At 68.9% G+C, this 19,757-nt stretch carries 12 protein-coding genes; 5 read left to right on the forward strand and 7 right to left on the reverse strand.

The genetic code is table 11. The annotated features are described in order from the left end of the window. Positions 1 to 435: 435 nt before the first annotated feature. The 3 genes from RAB70_RS18435 to rpoE form a co-directional block, all read right to left on the reverse strand. On the reverse strand, positions 436 to 1,983 hold the full coding sequence (locus RAB70_RS18435; protein ID WP_170268115.1) for a DegQ family serine endoprotease: 1,548 nt from the start codon (positions 1,981 to 1,983) through the stop codon (positions 436 to 438). A 105-nt stretch (positions 1,984 to 2,088) separates the two neighbouring features. Further along, complete coding sequence (locus RAB70_RS18440; RefSeq protein WP_148828054.1) at positions 2,089 to 3,027, reverse strand: sigma-E factor negative regulatory protein; 939 nt, start codon at positions 3,025 to 3,027, stop codon at positions 2,089 to 2,091. Then, a complete protein-coding gene (rpoE, locus tag RAB70_RS18445; protein WP_148828053.1) occupies positions 3,024 to 3,644 on the reverse strand; it encodes an RNA polymerase sigma factor RpoE in 621 nt (206 codons plus the stop codon). The genes RAB70_RS18440 and rpoE overlap by 4 nt, the downstream gene beginning before the upstream one ends. 239 nt (positions 3,645 to 3,883) lie before the next feature. Here rpoE and RAB70_RS18450 point away from each other — a divergent pair, with 239 nt between their 5' ends. Further along, positions 3,884 to 5,947, forward strand: a complete 2,064-nt coding sequence (locus RAB70_RS18450) for a 3-hydroxyacyl-CoA dehydrogenase NAD-binding domain-containing protein (protein WP_148828052.1) — start codon at positions 3,884 to 3,886, stop codon at positions 5,945 to 5,947. Between the two features lie 397 nt (positions 5,948 to 6,344). On the opposite strand, the gene RAB70_RS18455 is transcribed toward RAB70_RS18450, so the two are convergent. The 3 genes from RAB70_RS18455 to RAB70_RS18465 all read right to left on the reverse strand — a co-directional run bounded on the left by RAB70_RS18455 (position 6,345) and on the right by RAB70_RS18465 (position 9,393). Continuing rightward, positions 6,345 to 7,352: a cation diffusion facilitator family transporter gene (locus RAB70_RS18455; RefSeq protein ID WP_148828051.1), complete on the reverse strand. Its 1,008-nt coding sequence runs from the start codon at positions 7,350 to 7,352 to the stop codon at positions 6,345 to 6,347. Between the two features lie 265 nt (positions 7,353 to 7,617). After that, positions 7,618 to 8,229 (reverse strand): DUF4142 domain-containing protein, encoded by a 612-nt coding sequence (locus RAB70_RS18460; protein WP_148828058.1) that lies wholly within the window; start codon positions 8,227 to 8,229, stop codon positions 7,618 to 7,620. A 156-nt stretch (positions 8,230 to 8,385) separates the two neighbouring features. Next, a complete protein-coding gene (locus tag RAB70_RS18465; RefSeq protein ID WP_148828050.1) occupies positions 8,386 to 9,393 on the reverse strand; it encodes a YeiH family protein in 1,008 nt (335 codons plus the stop codon). A gap of 102 nt (positions 9,394 to 9,495) precedes the next feature. On the opposite strand from RAB70_RS18465, the gene RAB70_RS18470 reads away from it, so the two are divergent. From RAB70_RS18470 to galA, 4 genes are all read left to right on the forward strand, one after another. Beyond that, entirely contained in the window at positions 9,496 to 10,389 is an 894-nt protein-coding gene (locus tag RAB70_RS18470) for a LysR family transcriptional regulator (RefSeq protein ID WP_148828049.1), read from the forward strand. A 325-nt stretch (positions 10,390 to 10,714) separates the two neighbouring features. Next, positions 10,715 to 13,405 (forward strand): TonB-dependent receptor, encoded by a 2,691-nt coding sequence (locus RAB70_RS18475; protein ID WP_148828048.1) that lies wholly within the window; start codon positions 10,715 to 10,717, stop codon positions 13,403 to 13,405. 16 nt (positions 13,406 to 13,421) lie between these two features. Further along, complete coding sequence (locus RAB70_RS18480) at positions 13,422 to 14,597, forward strand: arabinogalactan endo-1,4-beta-galactosidase (RefSeq protein WP_148828047.1); 1,176 nt, start codon at positions 13,422 to 13,424, stop codon at positions 14,595 to 14,597. Then, the gene (galA, locus tag RAB70_RS18485; protein ID WP_148828046.1) at positions 14,594 to 17,155 is read left to right on the forward strand and encodes a beta-galactosidase GalA; all 2,562 of its coding nucleotides are present in this window, start codon (positions 14,594 to 14,596) and stop codon (positions 17,153 to 17,155) included. Before RAB70_RS18480 ends, galA begins: the two co-directional genes overlap by 4 nt. A gap of 260 nt (positions 17,156 to 17,415) precedes the next feature. Here the strand turns inward: galA and RAB70_RS18490 are convergent, their stop codons facing one another. Beyond that, positions 17,416 to 19,344 carry an alpha-L-fucosidase gene (locus tag RAB70_RS18490; RefSeq protein WP_148828045.1) on the reverse strand — a complete coding sequence of 643 codons (1,929 nt, stop codon included), beginning with the start codon at positions 19,342 to 19,344 and terminating at the stop codon, positions 17,416 to 17,418. Positions 19,345 to 19,757: the final 413 nt, after the last annotated feature.

The following is a 19,757-nucleotide window of genomic DNA, read 5'->3' on the forward strand; positions in this document are numbered from 1 at the left end:
CTTTGGTGCGTATTGGCCACAGCGGCAGCAGCGCCATCGGACAATGGCGACGACGCTCACCGGCCGACTTCGGCTTTCAGCAACAGCGGCATGCCCAAGCAAAGCTTCAAAATTTGCCCGGTAAAGAACGACAGCGGAAAATCTCAGAAGTACATTGCGTCCCCCAACAAATTGATGGATTGGTGCGACCACTATTGTTGCTGGGTCGAGAATGGGGTTAAGTACTGCCGTGTGGACTGCACATGCGCTTGATGAGAAACACCTGCGACATGACCTTGGCGAGGCGCACACTCGACTAGAAGCATCGACTCACGCAGCGATCAATAGCGTCGATGCCGCAATCACGAACCGTGCCTCACCAGAACCAACGCAGGGCTGGAGTGCCAGCCCTGCGTTTTTCTTCATCCAAAGAGGCAATGCATTACGACAGCGAGATCATTCCACGCTGATGGCCACGAACTGACTCGCCGGACTACCTGGCGCACGCACCAACAACATCACCACGTCGCCCTTCTTAGCGTCGGACGTGAGCTTGTGGAATTGAGCCGGACTGGAAACCGGAACCCGCCCGACCTGCAGCACGATCATGCCAGGTCGCAATTGCGACTTTCTCGCAAGCGCACTGCTGACCTGCGCCACTTGCACGCCTTGGTCGGGCTCCAATCCAAGCTTCTGGCGCATTTGCGCAGGGATCTCCTGGACGCTGATGCCCAGCGCGGTGCCCTCAGCCGCCTGTGGCGCAGGCGCCGCCCCGGCGCGACCAGGCAGTTGCTGACCCAACATTCCATCGTCGGCAATCAGCTCGCTCAAGGTCACCATGACGTCCCGCTCCTTGCCATCGCGAACGATCGTAACGCGCGCCTTGCTTCCAGGCGGCAACATGCCCACCAACGGAGGCAAATCCTCGCGCGTGTTGATCCTCTGACCATTGAAGGCAACGATGAAGTCGCCGGGTTCGATACCGGCCTTGGCCGCACCAGTGCCCGGCTGGACACCATTGACCAGAGCACCGCGCGTGTCCGGCAGCCCCAGCCCCTTAGCCTCGACGTCACTGATGTTCGGTTGCATGGTCACGCCCAGCATTCCGCGACTGACCTTGCCGGTCTTCTTGATCTGCTCGACCGCGCTCATCGCCAGGTCGATCGGGATCGCGAAGCTGATGCCCATGTAGCCGCCGGAGGCGGAGAAGATCTGCGAGTTGATGCCGACCACCTCACCGCGGGTGTTGAGCAGCGGGCCGCCGGAGTTGCCCTGGTTGATCGCCACGTCGGTCTGGATGAACGGCACGTAGCGCTGGTCGGCGTAGGGGTTGCTGCGGCCGGTGGCGCTGACGATGCCGGCGGTGACCGAGTGGTCCAGGCCGAACGGCGAACCGATCGCCACCACCCACTGGCCGGGCTTGAGCAGGTTGGAGTCGCCGATGCGCACCGTCGGCAGGTTCTTGCCGTCGATCTTCAGCAGCGCCACGTCGTACTGCTGGTCGCTGCCGACCACCTTGGCGGTGAACTCGCGGCGGTCGGTGAGCTTGACCTTGACCTCGCTGGCGCCGTCGACCACGTGGTGGTTGGTCAGCACGTAGCCATCGGGCGAGATGATGAAGCCCGAGCCCATCGAACGGCCGGCGGGGCCATCGTCATCCGGCGCGCCGCCGCGCGGCTGCCCGGGCATGCCCGGCATGCCGTCCGGGCCGAAGAAGCGGCGGAAGAACTCGGGCATCTGGTCGTCGTCGGGCATGCCGCCGCCGGAGCGTGCGGCCGCGGCGCGGCGGCTGATGGTGGTCTCGACATTGACCACGCCGGGACCGACCTGCTCGACCAGGCGGGTGAAGTCGGGAAGGTTGCCGACCAGCTGCGGCGCCGGCGCGGCCTGCGCGGCCGGCGGCGGGGCGCTGGCGGCGCTGGGGCTGGGCTGCTGCGCGCAGGCGGCCAGCGGCACGGTCAGCGCCAGCAGGCCCAACAGATGGTGGCGGATACGGTGAGTCATCGGACGCAAGCCTCCGGTTCGGGAAGGGGAACAACGAGGGGACGAAGCAACGGGGACCACGCGCCGGAATGAGGCACGGACGCCTGCCGGCGCGCGGGGTCAGGGCTACGGATGCAGCGGCGGGTTGGCCACGGCGTCGGCAGGCAATCGGGGTTCGAACGGATAGAACGCCGCCGGGTCCGCGCCGCTGTGCGGGAAGCTGGCGGTGAATTCGCTCCCGGCATCGGCGGATGGCAGCGTCGAGCGCGGCCACGGCCGGGCCTGCAGCGGCGTCGCCGGATGCCCGAACGGATCGCTGGCGCGTTGCGCGACCATCGTCGGCGGCGCGACCGGCGCAACGAACGGCGTCTGCGCCGGCGCCTTGGCCTGCGGTTTGGTAGGCGCCGCTGCGGCATAGGCGCGCTCGGCCGGGACGCTGCGGGTGCGCGCGGCCTGTTCGCTACGGGTGGCCTCGCGTCGCGCTGCCGCGGCCGCCTCCTGGCGACGATTGGCGGCGATCGCCATCGCCGGCGCGGCAGCGACGGCTGCGGCGAGATCGCCCTGCGGATCGGCCGGTGCCGGTGCCGGCGCGGGCGCCGGGACCTGCGGCGCGGTGGCATCGACGACCTGCGCCGGCGCCAACGCCTCGGGCGTCTGCGGCAGGCGCTGGGTCATGAACAGCGCGAGCAGCGCGACCGAAGCGGCCAGGGCCGCACTGCCGCCCCAGCGCCAGTTGCGGCGCTTGCCGGCGGCGCTGGCCGCATCGGCACGCGCGGCCTGCTGCGCTTCGGCGGCCACCGCCTGGCGCACGCGGGCACTGAAATCGCTGGGCGCCGGCACGCTGACGCGGCCGCGCAGGATGTCGCCGCACAGCTGCCAGCGCTCGTGGCAACCGGACAGTTCCTCGTCGTGCTGCAACCGGCGCAGCACGAAGCGCGCCTCGTCGGCCGGCAGTTCGCCGTCGATCAGCGCGGACAGTTGCTGCCGGTAGTGCAGCTCGAACTTGTCCGGCGCTGTGCTGTCGGGCGCCGGCACTGGCTTGGGAAAGGGCGTGCTATCGGTCATACGCGGTGTCGCTCACGGGTGGCGCTGTCGGTATCCAGCAGGGGACGGAGTTCGGCGTCGATGGCCTCGCGGGCGCGGAAGATCCGCGAACGCACGGTGCCGATCGGGCAGCGCATCTTCTGCGCGATGTCCTCGTAGCTCATGCCCTCCACCTCGCGCAGGGTGATGGCGGTACGCAACTCTTCCGGCAAGGCGTCGACCGCCTTCATCACCGTGCGTTCCAGCTCCTGGCGCATCAACTCGCGTTCGGGCGTGTCGGTGTCGCGCAGGCGGGTGCCGCTGTCGAACTGCTCGGCATCGAGCACATCGACGTCGTCGGTGGGCGGCCTGCGGTTGTGCGCGACCAGGTAGTTCTTGGCGGTGTTCACGGCGATCCGGTGCAACCATGTGGAGAACTGGGCGTCGCCGCGGAAACTCCCGATCGCGCGGTAGGCGCGGATGAAAGTGTCCTGGGCCACGTCCTGACATTCGCTCCAGTCGGCGATGTAGCGCCCGATCAGGCCGACGATCCGATGCTGGTACTTGCGCACCAGCACATCGAACGCCGCGCTTTCGCCGCGCTGCACACGCCGGACCAGTTCAAGGTCCAGCTCCTGGGGTGTTTCGACATCGGCCATAGCGGGCCGCACTCCTGTCAGCCCAACCTACGTCGGACCCTCTGACCGCCAATTCGGAAAAAAGTTCAGCGCCCCTCAGCGGATCGCCGCCCCACGACGTTAACCGGCGTTCCGTTAGGCTGGCGCAAGGCCAGCGGTCGCGGGACGCGCCTCAATTCCCCTGGATTGGGATTTGACGCGACGGAAACAACCTCTGGATGATAACGATCTTCTCCATACACAAGCGGATGGTCCTCCCCATGCTTTCAGGCTTCGACGGGCTCCGATTCAGTCACTGGCAAGCGGACATCCGCGGCGACGGCATCGTCGTGCTCAGCCTCGACCGCCAGGACGCGCCCGTCAATGCGCTGTCGCAGGACGTGTTGCTGGAGCTGGGCAATCTGCTCGAGCGCATCGCCATCGATCCGCCCAAGGGCGTGGTGATCCGCTCGGCCAAGGACAATGGCTTCATCGCCGGCGCCGACCTCAAGGAATTCCAGGAATTCGACCGCCGCGGCACCGTCAACGACGCCATCCGCCGCGGCCAGGCCACCTTCCAGAAACTGGCCGAACTGCCCTGCCCCACGGTCGCGGCGATCCACGGCTTCTGCATGGGCGGCGGCACCGAGATCGCCCTGGCCTGCCGCTACCGCGTCGCCTCCAGCGATGCGGCCACCCGCATCGGCCTGCCCGAGACCAAGCTCGGCATCTTCCCCGGCTGGGGCGGCAGCGCGCGCCTGCCACGGCTGATCGGCGCGCCGGCGGCAATGGACCTCATGCTCACCGGGCGCACCGTGTCGGCCTCGGCGGCGCGGGCGATGGGCCTGGTCGACAAGGTCGCCGCGCCGGCCGTGCTCACCGATACCGCCGTGGCGCTGGCGCTGTCCGGCAGCACACGTCCCTTCAAGCAGCGCGCCACCGCCTGGGCCACCAACACCTGGCCGGCGCGCAAGCTGCTGGCGCCGCAGATGCGCAAGCAGGTGGCGCGCAAGGCGCGCAAGGAACACTACCCGGCGCCGTATGCGCTGATCGGGGTGTGGGAACGCAGCGGCGGTAGCGGTATCCAGGCGCGCCTGGACGCCGAGCGCAAGGCGGTGGTCAAGCTGGCCAGCACCCCGACCGCGCGCAACCTGATCCGCATCTTCTTCCTCACCGAGCGGCTCAAGGCGCTGGGCGGCAAGGACCACGGCATCCGCCACGTGCACGTGGTCGGCGCCGGGGTGATGGGCGGCGACATCGCCGCCTGGTCGGCCTACAAGGGCTTCGAGGTGACCCTGCAGGATCGCGAGCAGCGCTTCATCGACGGCGCGCTGAGCCGCGCCGGCGAGCTGTTCGCCAAGCGGGTCAAGGACGACAGCAAGCGCCCGGCGGTGGCGGCGCGCCTGAAGGGCGATTTGGCCGGCGACGGCGTGCCGACCGCCGATCTGGTGATCGAGGCGATCATCGAGAACCCGCAGGCCAAGCGCGAGCTGTACCAGGCGCTGGAACCGCGCATGCAGCCGACTGCGCTGCTCAGCACCAACACCTCCTCGATCCCGCTGACCGAACTGCGCGAGCACATCCAACGCCCGGCGCAGTTCGGCGGCCTGCACTACTTCAACCCGGTGGCGCAGATGCCGCTGGTGGAGATCGTCTGCCACGACGGCCTGGCGCCGGAAAACCAGAAGCGGCTGGCCGCGTTCTGCAAGGCGATCGACAAGCTGCCGGTGCCGGTCGCCGGCACCCCGGGCTTCCTGGTCAACCGCGTGCTGTTCCCGTACATGCTGGAAGCGGCCACCGCCTATGCCGAAGGCATTCCCGGCCCGGCGATCGACAAGGCCGCGGTCAAGTTCGGCATGCCGTTGGGCCCGATCGAACTGATCGACACCGTGGGCCTGGACGTGGCCGCCGGCGTCGGCGCCGAACTGGCGCCGTTCCTGGGCCTGCCGATCCCGGCGGCGCTGCAGACGGTGGAGCCGGGCAAGCGCGGCAAGAAGGACGGCCAGGGCCTGTACGCCTGGGAGAACGGCCGCGCCAAGAAGCCGGAACTACCCAAGGACTACCGTGCACCGGACGACCTGGAAGACCGCCTGATCCTGCCGCTGCTCAACGAAGCGGTGGCCTGCCTGCACGAGGGCGTGGTCGCCGACGCCGACCTGCTCGATGCCGGCGTGATCTTCGGTACCGGCTTCGCCCCGTTCCGCGGCGGCCCGATCCAGCACATCCGCGCCGCCGGCGCCGACGTGCTGCTGGCACGCCTGCGCGCCCTGCACACGCGCTACGGCGAGCGTTTCGCCCCGCGACCGGGTTGGGAGTCGCCGGCGTTGCGCGAACCGGTGGTGTGAGGCGCGCGCAAGCCCTCTGTAAGCGTGCGTCAGGGCACCTCCCATAACGACGGGTCGCGCCCCTTGGTAGCGGCTTCAGCCGCGGCGGGCGTTTCCCGGCAAGACCCGTCGCGGCTGAAGCCGCTCCCACGCGATCTTGCGGCGAATTCGCCGGGCGTACTGTGGGAGGGACTTCAGTCCCGACGCATTACGCCATCGGAAAGCATGGCCGCTTCGCCCGGCGCGGCTGCATGACAGGTGATCCCCACAAAGCAAGCTGCCCGTAGCTTGATTGTGGGGAAAGCAGGTCGCTGCAGGCGCCCTTCAGTCGCACTCGGCATTCCAGGTGCGCGCGGACGACAAATCCCAAACCAGAACAACGCCGCACCTGCACGAACGCCGTTACGCAGCAGTGCTGCTAGTGCGAATGCCCCTGCATGTGGCCGTGCCCATGTGCGGGATGGGCATGATCGTGATCGTGGTCCTCGTGACCATGCCCGTGATGATCGTGACCACCACCCTCGCCCGCCGCCGGCGTGCCGCACGGGGTGGCGCCGCAATGGCCGGCTTCCATCTGCAGGGTGATGTGATCGATGCCGAACTGCGCATGCAGGCCATCGCACAGCGCGGCGCGCACGGCATCGGCGTCACCGCCGTCGGCGACCACCACATGCGCGGTCAGCGCCGGCGTGCTGGAGGCCAGCGCCCACACGTGCAGGTCGTGCACGCTGGCCACGCCGGGCGCGGCCTGCAGATAGCCGCGCACCGCGCCCAGGTCCACGCCCTTGGGCACGCCTTCCAGCAGCACGTTGATCGCCTCGCGCAGCAGCACCCAGGTCCGCGGCAACACCCACAGGCCGATCAGCACCGCCAGGATCGGATCGATCAGTTTCCACCCGGTGACGCGGATCGCCAGCGCGCCGACGATCACCGCGACCGAGCCGAGCATGTCGCTCCACACTTCCAGGTACGCGCCCTTCATGTTGAGGCTCTCGCCGCTGCCGGCCTTGAGCAGGCGCATCGAGATCAGGTTGATCAGCAGGCCGAACGCGGCGATGCCGAGCATGCCGACGGTGGCAATCTCCTGCGGCTGGCGGAAGCGCTGCACCGCCTCCCACAGGATGTAGCCGGCCACCACGAACAGCAGCGCGCCGTTGACCAGCGCGCCCAACGCCTCCAGCCGTGCGTAGCCATAGCTGCGCTTGGCATCGGGCGGGCGCCGGCTCAGCCGCACCGCGATCAGCGCGATCATCAGCGCCAGCGTGTCGGTGGCCATGTGCGCGGCATCCGACAGCAGCGCCAGGCTGTTGGTGAGGAAGGCACCGGCCACTTCCACCACCAGGAACAGCGCGGTGAGACCGAGCGCCCACCACAGGGGCTGCTCGTGGCGGATTTCGGTGGGGGCGTGGCTGTGATCGTGTCCCATGGGGCGACCCGGCGGCGATGCGGAGGAAGATGGCCGCTACCTTAGGCCGCCGCCTGCGCGGAGACTATTACACCGTTCGACAGCGGCACGCGCTCTTGATGCTGTTGTGCAGCCGATGGACCGCAAGCAGACACGGCAACCAGGCACGCCAGATACCGGGCTCAGGAAGTCTGATCGCGGCCCGACCTGCCACACGCTGGCCAAAGAAGAGGCGCGACTCATGAAAGCGCGGATCTCGGCATGGCGGCCGAGACCCGCACGACGCTCAGCGGGTCGGCGCCGCCGATGGCGCGCCAGCGCTCTGCAACTGCTGCGCCTTGGCCAGGTGCTCGGCCACGTGCGTGCGCGTGGTGCGCAGATGCGCGACCACGTCCGGGGTCTTCGCGGCGGGGATCAGGGTGCTGTCGAGCATCTGCAGGGCGGCCTGGTGATCCTTGACCATCGCCATGACGTAGGCCTGCTCGAAGCGATCACCGTCCAGGGCCTGCAGCTTGCCGGCCTCTGCCTTGGCCTGCTGCATCTGCTGCTGCGCCGGTGCGGCCTTCGCATCAGGACCCCACGGCGCGATCTTGGCGTTGTTGTCCGAGTGCTCCTTGACCATCAGCATGGCGTAGTCGCGCACCGGGCCCTTGACCTGCTTCTGCAAGGCCAGGTTGCCGGCGTTGATCTCGCTGGTGTTGATCGCCGACAGCACGCCGAGCGCCTGCTTTTCGTCGAGTGCGGACGCGCGCGCGCCTTGCGCGCCCTGCATGCCGGTCGACGTCTGCGCGGCAGAGGTCGACGGCGTTTGCTGCTGCATGGCGCCGGGATCGGTACTGCCGGCCTGGCCGGACGTATCGGTCTGCGCATGCGCAAGGCCGACGCCGAGAACCGACATCAGCGCCAGAGAGAACGCGGAACGGGAATGACGCATGACAATCTCCTTTGCATGGCAGGTATCGCCATGCTCCGCGGCCTTTCGTGAGCGCTTGGTTGAACGAGGGTGCAGGCGATGCGAAATGCTGCAGATGCACGTGGACTGCGGCGCCTACGCCTACGGCAAGCAGCGCAGCAACAGCACACTGAGGCTGGCCAGCGCCAGCAGCGACAGCGTGCCGGCCGCCAAGACGCGGCCGCCGGACGCAAGCACCGTGCGCAGATTCACCGACAGTCCCAAAGCGGCCATCGCCACCAAGGTGAACAGCAGCGACAGCGACTGCGCCGCTTCGATGAGCGACGCCGGCAGCACACCCAGCGCGCGCAGGCCCATCATGCCGACGAAGCCGAACACGAACCACGGCACCAGCGCGTGCGCCGGGCGCCGCTGCGTCGGCGATCCATCACGCACCAGCCCCAGCAGCAACATCACCGGCCCGAGCATCAGCACCCGCATCAGCTTGACCAGCGCACCGACCTGCGCGCTCAGCGCGCCCACCGGCACGGTCGCCGCCAGCACCTGCGGCACCGCGTACACGGTCAGGCCGGCGAGGATGCCGTAGTGGCGCTGGTCCAGGCCCAGCACGGGCACCGCCAGCGGCAACAGCAACACCACCAGCACGCCCAGCGCCGCGGTGAAGGCGATCGCTGCAGCGACATCCTCGGAGTCGGCGTCGATCACCGGCGCCGCCGCCACAATCGCCGAATTGCCGCAGATCGCATTGCCGCACGCGACCAGCGTGGCCAGTCGCGACGGCAGGCCCAGCGCGCGACCGATGCCGTAGCCGATGGCGATCGCCAGCAGCACCACCGCGGCGATGGCGCCCAGCAACAGACCGCCGGCCGCGCCGATGGCGCCGATCCCGACCGAGGCCCCAAGCAGCACGATGGCCAGTTCCAGCGGCAGCTTGGCGGCGAAGGCGATGCCGGCGTGCGTGGACGGCGGCAGGCGCCACGCCGTGCGCAGCAAGGTGCCGAGCACGATCGCGAACACCAGCGCGTCGATCCAGCGCCGGCCCAGCCATTGCAGTTGCGCGCGCTCGGCCAGCCAGGCCAGCGCCGCCACCGCGATGGCCAGGGCCAGGCCGGGCAGCAAGGTGGAAGGTCTGTGCAGTTGGGTGCGCATGGCAGCGATCCGGATCGAGTGACCGCAGGTTGCGCCCGCAGACCGTTTCGATCCATCGCATAATGGCGCACATTTCATTCGATCTTTCCGAACGGTCTTCGCATGACCCTGGAACAACTCACGCTGTTCGTGGCGGTGGCCGAGCGCCAACACCTGACCCTGGGTGCGCAGGCCGCGCACCGCACGCCGTCGGCCGCCAGTGCCGCGATCAAGGCGCTGGAGCAGCAGTACGGAGTGGCGCTGTTCGACCGGGTCGGCCGCGGCCTGGTGCTGACCGCGGCCGGTGCGGCGTTCTGCGCCGACGCCAAGGCGATCCTGGCGCGCAGCCGTGCGGCCGAACTGGCGCTGAGCGAATGGCGTGGCGTGCTGCGCGGCACCCTCGACCTGCACGCCAGCCAGACCGTGGCCAGCTACTGGTTGCCGACCCGGCTGATGGTGTTCCATGCGCGCTATCCGCAGATCGAGATCCGCCTGAGCGTGGGCAACACCGACAGCGTGGCGCGCGCGGTGCGCGAGGGCCGCGCCGAACTGGGCTTCGTCGAGGGCCGCGTGCAGGCCCCCGAACTGCTGAGTTCGCCGCTGGACCACGACCGGCTGCGCGTGGTGGCCGCGCCGGACCATCCGTTGGCGGGGCGTCGTCGCCCCGGGCTGGCACGACTGGTCGCCGACAGCACCTGGATCATGCGCGAACCCGGCTCGGGCACGCGCTCGGCGTTCGAGGCGGCGCTGCGCGATGCCGGCATCGGCCCGGAGCGCCTGCGTGTGGCCCTGTCCCTGCCCTCCAACGAAGCGGTGCTGTCGGCGGTGCAGGCCGGGCGCAGCCTGGCGGCGATCTCGCAGCTGGCCGCGGCGCCGTGGCTGGAGAGCGGCCGCCTGCAGCCCCTCGCCGTGGCCCTGGGCGAACGCACCTTCCATGCCCTGCGCCACCGCGAACGCAGCCTGGGTGCCGCGGCAGCCGCCCTGCTCGGCTTGCAAGCCCCATCCACCGCGGCCTGAGCCTGGCGTGGGCGACGGTAGACGCGGCGCGCGATATCCATTCCAAAACGAGATAGCCCTCGGCAAATGCTTCATTGGAATGGAATGCCTGTCGCTTCTATCCTCGTTTCTGGTCTCTCGCGCGCCAAGGCAGCGGACGGGGAATGTCCGCGGCGCCGCCAGCGGACATGCCACGCACGCCCCGCCACGTCGACAGACACGCCATCGAGGACAGCGATCGGGACAGCCTGCAGCCCTGCATGACGCCCTGCCGATTCCTCCAGGACCGGGCTTTCCGGTCCACGCCAATTTGATCGGTCACTTTTTGTCCTGGGAGGGAACAAAAATGCCTTTGGAACAGTCCCGTCGCCCGGTCGGCCGGCGCGCGCACCGCCCTGCCGCCCGCACCCTGCTGGGCGCGGCCATCGTCCTGGCCCTGTCCGGCAGCTTCGCCGCGCAGGCGCAGAGCACCAGCGCCGATCCGGCAGCCACGCCACCCGCCAAGCCCGACGCCAAGACCGGCCAGCAACCGGTCACCCTGGACAACGTGATGGTGGTCGGCCAGCGCGCCAGCCTGGAACAGGCCGTGCAGGCCAAGCAGCTCGACGACCACGTGGTGGAAGTCATCTCCGCCGACAACATGGGGCAGATGCCCAACGTCACCGTGGCCGAGGCGCTGGTGCGCCTGCCCGGCGTCAACGGGACCCGCGACCGCGGCAACGAGAGCCTGGCCACGGTGCGCGGCCTCGGCCCGCGCATGACCATGGGCACGGTCAACGGCCGCGAGATCGCGTCCTCCGAACCCAACCGCGCGGTGCGCTGGGAAGTGTTCCCCACCGAGATCGTCTCCACCGTCAAGGTCTACAAGACCCCGTCGGCGGACCTGATCGCCGGCGGCATCGCCGCCACCGTGGACATCTCCACGATCAACCCGCTCGATCACACCGGCCCGACCTTCGTCGCCACCGGCGGCCCGGTCTACTACGACGAGGCCAAGGACGCGCGCGACTACTCGCCGTGGGGCCAGCGCCTGGGCGCGAGCTGGATCCACCGCATCAACGACAACCTGGCGGTCGCGCTCGGCGCCACCTACCAGAAGCAGAAGAACGCCGGCGTCTCGATCGGCAGCTGGGGCTACACCGACGCCAGCAACGCGCGCGATGTGGATGGCGACGGCAAGGTCGACTACACCCCCTGGGGCGCGGCCGACCAGCTCAAGCTCACCGAACAGACCCGCACCGGCGCCATGGGTACCGTGCAGTGGCGCTCGGGCAACCTGGAACTCAAGCTCGACGGCCTGTACTCGCGCATCCGCATCGACGAGGACCAGCGCCAGAACTGGTTCAACAACCTCGGCTACAGCATCTACTCGGCCAGCAATCCGTACACCACGCCTGGCTCGTCCTACACCATCGTCGATGGCGACGTGGTCGCCGGCACCCTGGCCAATTCCAAGCTGCAGGTGGACCACGTCGTGGCCCGCTACGACGAGGTCAAGACGCTGGCAGCCGGCGGCCTCAACGCCAAGTGGCGCGGCGACGTGTGGACGCTGGGCAGCGACCTGTCGTTCTCGCAGGCCAAGCGCGACAACGACTGGCGCGCGGTGCGCTTCGGCAGCAACCCGGACACGGTGTCGTTCGACTTCCGCCACGGCGTCACCCCCACCATCAGCACCAGTTCCGACGCGCCGGAATGGGGCATCAGCGGCCAGACCGAGCCGCAGGCGCTGCGCGACCGCATCGCCGCGCTGGCGCTGAGCGCGAGCCGCGCGATCGAGGATTCGCCGGTCACCGCGCTGGAATTCGGCGCGCGCGCCTCACGCCGCGAGAAACAGAACCGCCACTTCACCAGCTTCCAGTCCGGCTACAGCCAGCCGATCTCGGCCTACCAGGATCTGATCTATCCGGTGACGATGCCGGACCTGAACGTGCCGACCCTGACCGGCGGCGACCTGGACGCGATCGCCAAGCTCGGCTTCGGCGGCTTCGATCCCAACCTGGCCACCGAGCAGCGTCTGGATCACTGGAACGTCGAGGAGAACGTGCGCGAGGCCTTCGCCAAGGCGGTGTTCAGTACGCAGTGGTTCGGCGTCGACGTCACCGGCAACGCCGGCGTGCGCGTGGTCCACACCGACACCGACAGCCATGGCTACGACACCGTCGGCGGCGTGGTGCAGCCGAGCAGCGCCGGCAAGACCTACACCGACGTGCTGCCCAGCGCCACGGTCAACTTCCTGATCGATCCCGAGCGCATCCTGCGCGTGTCGGTGGCCAAGGTGATGGCGCGGCCGCCGCTGGACGAACTGCGCACCGGGCGCGCGCTCGACGACCCCAACACCACCGTCGGCCAGCTCACCGGCAGCGGCGGCAACCCGCAGCTCAATCCGTTCCGCGCCACCCAGCTCGACCTGTCCTACGAGTGGTACTTCCACAAGGAAGCGCTGGCGGCGCTGGCGCTGTACCGCAAGTGGGTGGATTCGAGCATCGGCTACAAGACCCAGCACGAGACCATCGACGGCCGCGACTACCTGATCAGCGGTCCGTTCAATGGCGGCGGCGGCTACATCAACGGTGCCGAGCTGACCTTCCAGACCCCGTTCTTCTTCATCCCGCACATGGAGAACTTCGGCATCTACTCGAACTACTCGTACGTGGAATCCAACCTGCACGAGTTCTCGCCGGCGGACAATCCGCTGCCGCTCAGCGGTCTGGCGCGCAACACCGGCACGCTGGACCTCTGGTACAACAACAGCAAGTTCGAAGCGCGGATCGGCTACAAGTACCACAGCCCCTACACCGTGGTGTACGGCTGGAACGCGGCGCGGCTGGCGCGACTGGAGAGCGAAGGCACGGTGGACCTGAGCCTGGCGTGGCGCTACAGCGAGCACCTGGGCTTCAAGTTCCAGGTCGGCAACCTGACCAACGAACCGTTGCGCGCCTACAGCGACAACAAGCGCAACCGGCTCGCCAACCAGGACGATGGCGGCTACCAGCTGTTCGGCCGCCGCTTCGCCCTGGAAGCGACCTACACGTTCTGAGCCGGTGGAGACCCGCATGCGATCCAGACGCACCTGGCTGCCGGCGCTCGCGCTGGCCCTCGCCACCGCCCTCGCCGCGCCCATGGCCGGCGCCGGCACGCTGTACCTCGGCGCCGACCTGTCCTACGTCAACGAGATGGAGGATTGCGGCGTGCAGTACCGCGACCACGGCGAGGTGCGCGACCCGTTCGAGCTGTTCCATGCGCACGGCGCCAACCTGGTGCGCGTGCGCCTGTGGAACGATGCGCGCTGGACCCGCTACAGCGACCTGAGCGACGTCAAGAAGACCATCCGCCGCGCGCGCGCGCAGGGCATGCAGGTGCTGCTGGACTTCCACTACTCCGACGACTGGGCCGACGGCGACAAGCAACTGATCCCCAAGGCCTGGGCCAACATCACCGACCAGGACGAACTGGCGCGCACGCTGTACGGCTTCACCTACGACACGCTCAGCGCACTGGACCGCGCCGGGCTGATGCCGGAGCTGGTGCAGGTGGGCAACGAAAGCAATTCCGACCTGATGGACAGCCAGCCCTGGGACAAGCGCCGGCCGATCGACTGGACCCGGAATGCCAAGCTGTTCAACGCCGGCATCCAGGCGGTGCGCGACGCCGGCGCGCGCTCGACGATCAAGCCCAAGGTGATGCTGCACATCGCCCAGCCGGAGAACGTGGAGCCGTGGTTCGCCGACGCCGCCAAGGCCGGCGTGCGCGACTTCGACTTCATCGGCATCAGCTACTACCGCAAGTGGTCGCGCGAGACCATGGACCAGCTCGGCGCCACCATCAAGCGCCTGCGCCAGCGCTATCCGGCCGAAGTGATGGTGGTGGAGACCGCCTATCCGTGGACGCTGGAAAGCGGCGACCCCTCGCCCAACCTGCTCGGCGCCGACTCGCTGATCAAGGGCTACCCGGCCACCCCGCAGGGCCAGCTGAACTACCTGGTCGACCTCACCCAACTGGTGGTCGACAACGGCGGCAGCGGCGTCGTGTACTGGGAACCGGCCTGGACCAGCAACACCTGCAAGACCCGCTGGGGCGTCGGCTCCTCGTGGGAGAACGCCAGCTTCTTCGATTTCCGCCACGGCAACGAACTGCTGCCCGGCATCGGCTTCATGCAGCACGCCTACCGCCCGGCGCCGGCCACGACGACCGGCAAGCGTGCCGCGCCGGCGCAGGACGCGCAGCCATGATCGAACTGAGCCGCCGCGACCTGCTGCGCTCGCTGGTCGCCGGTGGCGTGCAGATGGCGGTGCCCGGTGCCGCCGCGGCGCTGGCGCCGGCCGCGCTGGCCGCCACGCCCACCCGCAGCGATGCCATTGCGCCGCTCTCGCTGGACCTGGACGACGACGCACCGCGCCAGCGCCTGCTGTGCGATGGCGGCTGGCGCTTCCATCTCGGCCACGCCGACGACCCGGCGCGCGACTTCAACTTCGGCACCTTCCAGCGCACCTACGCCAAGGCCGGCAAGGACACTGCCGACGCCGCCCTGCTCGCCTTCGACGACAGCGCCTGGGAACGCATCGACCTGCCGCACGACTGGGCGGTGGCGCTGCCGCCGCGCCAGGACCCGACCTCCACCCTGGTCAACGGCGAAGACCCGTCCGCCGCGCACGGCTACAAACCGCTGGGCCGCACCGATCCACAGACCAGCATCGGCTGGTACCGGCGCGTGCTGGAGATTCCGGCCGAGGACCTGGGCAAGCGGATCAGCCTGGAATTCGACGGCGTGTTCCGCGACTGCATCGTGTTCTGCAACGGCCACATCGTCGGCCGCAACGGCAGCGGCTACTGCGGCTTCGACGTCGACCTCAGCGACGTGCTCGACTACGGCGCCAGGAACATCATCGCCGTGCGCGTGGACGCCACGCTCGGCGAAGGCTGGTTCTACGAAGGCGCCGGCATCTACCGCCACGTCTGGCTGCGCACCACCGACGCACTGCACGTGCCGATGGACGGCGTGTACGTGCGCAGCGTCTGGGACGGCGGCGCCGCGCAGGCGCTGGTGGAGACCGAACTCGGCAACCACGGTCCGACGCCGCGCCAGTGCAGCGTGGTCTCGGTGATCCGCGCGCCGGACGGGCGCATCGTCGCCCAGGCCAGTTCCGCGCCGATCACGGTCGAGCCCGGCGTGGTGCAGCGCGCGCAGCAGACCCTGGACCTAGGCACGCCCGCGCCGTGGTCGCCGGAACACCCGCAACGCTACACGCTGTCCACGCGCCTGCTCGGCGACGGCCTTCCCTGCGACGCGACCACCACCCGCTTCGGCGTGCGCCGCCTGCAGTTCGATCCGCAGCGCGGCCTGCTGCTCAATGGCGCGGCCTACAAGCTGCACGGCACCAACAACCACCAGGACCATGCCGGTGTCGGCACCGCCATTCCCGACCGCCTGCACGAATGGCGTCTGCGCCAGCTCAAGTCGATGGGCTGCAACGCCTACCGCAGCGCGCACAACCCGGCCTCGCCGGCGGTGCTGGAGCTGTGCGACCGGCTGGGCCTGCTGCTGATCGACGAGACCCGGCGCATGTCCTCCGACGACGAGGCCATGGCCGAACTGACGTCGATGGTGCGGCGCGGCCGCAATCATCCCTGCGTGATGCTGTGGTCGCTGGGCAACGAGGAACCGCAGATGGTCACCGCGCGCGGCGCGCGCATCGTCGCGCGCATGCAGCGCCTGGTGCGGCGCCTGGACCCGACCCGCCCCACCACCTTCGCCATGGACAAGGGCTTCGACGACGGCGTCGGACAGGTCGTGGACGTGGTCGGCTTCAACTACCGCACCACGCAGATGGACGCCTTCCACGCGCGCCATCCGCAGATCCCGGTCTACGGCAGCGAGACCGGCAGCACCGTCGGCGTGCGCGGCAACTACCGCACCGACGACGTGCGCGGCTATGCCCGCGCCTACGACCTCGACTACCCCTGGTGGGCCAGCAGCGCCGAAGCCTGGTGGAGCTATGTCGCGCAGCGCCCGTACATCGCCGGCGGCTTCGTCTGGACCGGCTTCGACTACCGCGGCGAGCCGACCCCGTACAACCGCTGGCCGAACGTGGCCTCGCAGTTCGGCACCCTCGACAGTTGCGGCTTCCCCAAGGACAACTACTGGTACTACCGCGCGCAATGGACCACCGCGCCGGTGCTGCACCTGTTCCCGCACTGGAACTGGGACGGCTTGCTGGACGAGCGCGACAACGGCATGGTCGACGTGTGGTGCCACAGCAACCTGGACGCGGTAGAACTGCTGGTCAACGGCGTCAGCCAGGGCCTGCAGCAGGTGCCGGCCTACGGCCACGTCGAGTGGCGCGTGCGCTACGCACCCGGCCGCATCGAAGCGCGTGGCTACCGCGGCGGCAAGCAGGTGCTGACGCAGCTCCGCGAGACCGTGGGCGCCCCGGCCGCGGTGCGCCTGCGCTGCGAACGGGCGAATCTGCTGGCCGACGCCGAGGACGTGGCCGTGGTCGCGGTGGAGATCGTCGATGCCAAGGGCCGCATCGTGCCTACCGCCAGCGACGCCGTGCGCTTCGCCGTCCGCGGCCCCGGCCGCCTGATCGGCGTGGGCAACGGCGACCCGTCCAGCCACGAACCCGACAAGGCCGACCAGCGCCACGCCTTCAACGGTCTGTGCATGGCCTTGCTGCAAACCACGCGCGATGCCGGCACGCTGACACTGGAAGCGACCGCGCCCGGATTGGCGCCTGCGCGGCTGGCGCTGAACAGTGTGCGCACCAGGCCGCGGCCGTTCGTCGCCTGAGGCGGGCGCGCTTTCAAGGCGCCGTGCGGCGCCATCGTCATGCGCTCCCGACTCGGTTCTCCTACGCGGCGCTGGCGCGTCAGGTACGTCCGCCCAAGCCGTGGTCGGCACACGCGCGACGCAGAATGAAGTGAAGCCGCTGACGCGTCATCCCGAAGCCGATCTACGACGCCTCGCCAGCGTCGCCGCAGCCACGACGCTGCATCGCCCCGGCGATGCACGCTCCCCCACCGCGCATCGCGGCGAGGGAGCGCCGGGCCTCACCGCAAGCGCGAGAAGGCACCGATCCCGGCGATCGACAGCCGCTCGGCGGGCAGCGCCGTTTCGGCGAACGACAGCCGCAGGTAACGGATCTGCCGGACCTCGGGGAAATTCAGCCGCTGGGTCGAGAGCGCGTAGGCGATATTGGACAACTCGCCGCCACCGGCCGGCTGCCAGTGCTGGCCATCCTCGCTGCTTTCGGCGCGATAGCCCTTCGGCGGCGCCGCACCGTTCATCACCGTGCGCGAGGGGGTGAGGCTGAAGCCAGCGACTTGGCGCAGCGCACCGAGGTCGATGGTCACCTGCACGGGATGGTCCGGCGTGGGAGCGGGCACGACCCAGATCGTGCCGGCATCGTCGTCGAGCAACTTCTCCGCTCCCGGCGCACTGGCCGCGACGATGCGCCAACCCGCGGTGGACAGCACGTCCGGCGCGTTCGTCGTAGGCCGCGCGACCGCAACGGGCGCCACCGCGCGGAACAGCGCGAATTCGCTGATCGCCGGACAGACCGGTGCCTCGAGCACACGCAGGCGCACACGGCGCGCGGCGATCGGACGATCGAGCCGCAGGATCCGCTGCGCGCCGATGCATTGCGCTTCGGCCAAGCGCTGCCATTGCCCGTCCACCTCGGCGTCGATCGCGAAGCGGGTGACGCGCACGCCCAGCGGCAGGTATTCGCGCAGCCGGATCAGATCGAAGCTATGCGCCGCCGACAGTTCCAGCGTCAGCGTCGGCGTGGTGACGTCGTCCGGCGTGGACCAGTAGCTGTCCGGCTGGCGGTCGAGCACCCGCTCCGGCTCGAACCCCGGACCGCGCGACGCGCTGGCGCTGGCCTTGGCGCCCTTGGCCAGATCGATGGCGAAGCTGGCGCGGATCGCGTCGCCGAAGCTCTTCAACACCGCGACGTCGTGGTCGGCGATGCGGCCGCGTCGGTCCGGCGGAAGATTGAGGTTCATGTTGGTGCCGCGCGCGACCGAGGTATCGAAGTAGCGCACCAGATTCTCCGGGCTGCGCACCTTGCCGTCTTCGTCGGCATGGTAGAACCAGCCCGGCCGGATCGAGGTGTTGGTCTCCGCAGGCCACCACAGGGCCCCGCCCCGCACGCCGGCGTTGCCGTTTTCCTGCGTGTAAGGCGCATTGGGCATGGTCGGCCAGCACGGATCGCCGGCCACGCCCTCCTCGTTGCCGACCCAACGGATATCTGCGCCCAGCGGGTCGAAGGTGCAGGCCATCGGCTGGTGTTGGTGCACCAGCTCGATCATCCGCGGCCAGTTGTAGTAGGCGGGGGCATCGATCTTGCGGGTTTCGCGCGCTCCACCGTAGTAACCGTCGCCACCATTGGCGCCGTCGAACCAGAACTCGAACAGGTCGCCATAACCCGTGCACAACTCGACGATCTGCTTGCGGAAATAGTCGAGATAGCCGGGACGGCCATACTCGGCGTGGTTGCGATCCCAGGGAGAGAGATAGATGCCGAAGGCCAGGCCGACACGCCGGCACGCCGCGGCCATTTCGCCGACGATGTCGCCCTTGCCGTTCTTGTAGGGCGAATTGCGAATGCAATGCTCGGTCAGGCGCGTCGGCCACAGGCAGAAGCCATCGTGGTGCTTGGCGGTAAAGATGATCCCCTTGAGGTTGCCGGCCTTGGCCGCGGCGACGATCTGATCGGCGGAGAAATCGCTGGGATCGAACTTGCGCGGATCTTCGTCGCCGTAACCCCATTCCTTGTCGGTGAAGGTGTTCATCGCAAAATGCACGAAGGCGTATTGCTCCCACCGGTGCCAGCGCAGCTGCCGCGCGCTTGGCACGGCGCCCCACGGTGCCGGCCCTTTCGGACGCGGTGCGGCCACGATCCGGGCGGCGGATGCGCTGAAGCCCGCGGCGACGGCCACGACACCCGTGGCAAGAAAGGTACGACGATCGATCATGGACGCCTCCGGCTCTACACAAGCCCGGATCTTAGCTTTTCCAACGGCGAAACAGTCCTGCCCGAAACGACACACGAGCATTCAAAGGGCACAACGTCACCGTGTGGCCGATCCTCCGCCGCATGCTCGGGAATTGCACTGCGTGCTGTCGCCGGTCCACTTTTTTACGGACAATGGCAACTGGCACCGAGACGACTCGCACGCAGTGGCTGCGGACTCGGCATTGCACGTGCCGCGTACGCATCGGACATTCGCTGTCTCGCGATTGACCTTCCTGCCTTTGTCCATGGAAACGGCGCGCCCCCGACGTTGCACCGTGGATCGGCAGGTGGCGCATCGAACCACGCACCGGGCTGGCGCCGCGTCACGCTGTCATTTGCGGCCGGCACCCGTCCATACTTGCCCACGGACAG

Source organism: Xanthomonas sontii, assembly GCF_040529055.1.
In the GTDB taxonomy this organism is placed as follows: Bacteria; Pseudomonadota; Gammaproteobacteria; order Xanthomonadales; family Xanthomonadaceae; genus Xanthomonas_A; species Xanthomonas_A sontii.

Coding starts and splice junctions, on each gene's coding strand:
- RAB70_RS18455 (WP_148828051.1), bottom strand. CDS start 7,352: ATGGGACACGATCACAGCCACGCCCCCACCGAAATCCGCCACGAGCAG.
- RAB70_RS18450 (WP_148828052.1), top strand. CDS start 3,884: ATGCTTTCAGGCTTCGACGGGCTCCGATTCAGTCACTGGCAAGCGGAC.
- RAB70_RS18470 (WP_148828049.1), top strand. CDS start 9,496: ATGACCCTGGAACAACTCACGCTGTTCGTGGCGGTGGCCGAGCGCCAA.
- RAB70_RS18460 (WP_148828058.1), bottom strand. CDS start 8,229: ATGTCGGTTCTCGGCGTCGGCCTTGCGCATGCGCAGACCGATACGTCC.
- rpoE (WP_148828053.1), bottom strand. CDS start 3,644: ATGGCCGATGTCGAAACACCCCAGGAGCTGGACCTTGAACTGGTCCGG.
- RAB70_RS18465 (WP_148828050.1), bottom strand. CDS start 9,393: ATGCGCACCCAACTGCACAGACCTTCCACCTTGCTGCCCGGCCTGGCC.
- RAB70_RS18490 (WP_148828045.1), bottom strand. CDS start 19,344: ATGATCGATCGTCGTACCTTTCTTGCCACGGGTGTCGTGGCCGTCGCC.
- galA (WP_148828046.1), top strand. CDS start 14,594: ATGATCGAACTGAGCCGCCGCGACCTGCTGCGCTCGCTGGTCGCCGGT.
- RAB70_RS18440 (WP_148828054.1), bottom strand. CDS start 3,027: ATGACCGATAGCACGCCCTTTCCCAAGCCAGTGCCGGCGCCCGACAGC.
- RAB70_RS18480 (WP_148828047.1), top strand. CDS start 13,422: ATGCGATCCAGACGCACCTGGCTGCCGGCGCTCGCGCTGGCCCTCGCC.
- RAB70_RS18475 (WP_148828048.1), top strand. CDS start 10,715: ATGCCTTTGGAACAGTCCCGTCGCCCGGTCGGCCGGCGCGCGCACCGC.
- RAB70_RS18435 (WP_170268115.1), bottom strand. CDS start 1,983: ATGACTCACCGTATCCGCCACCATCTGTTGGGCCTGCTGGCGCTGACC.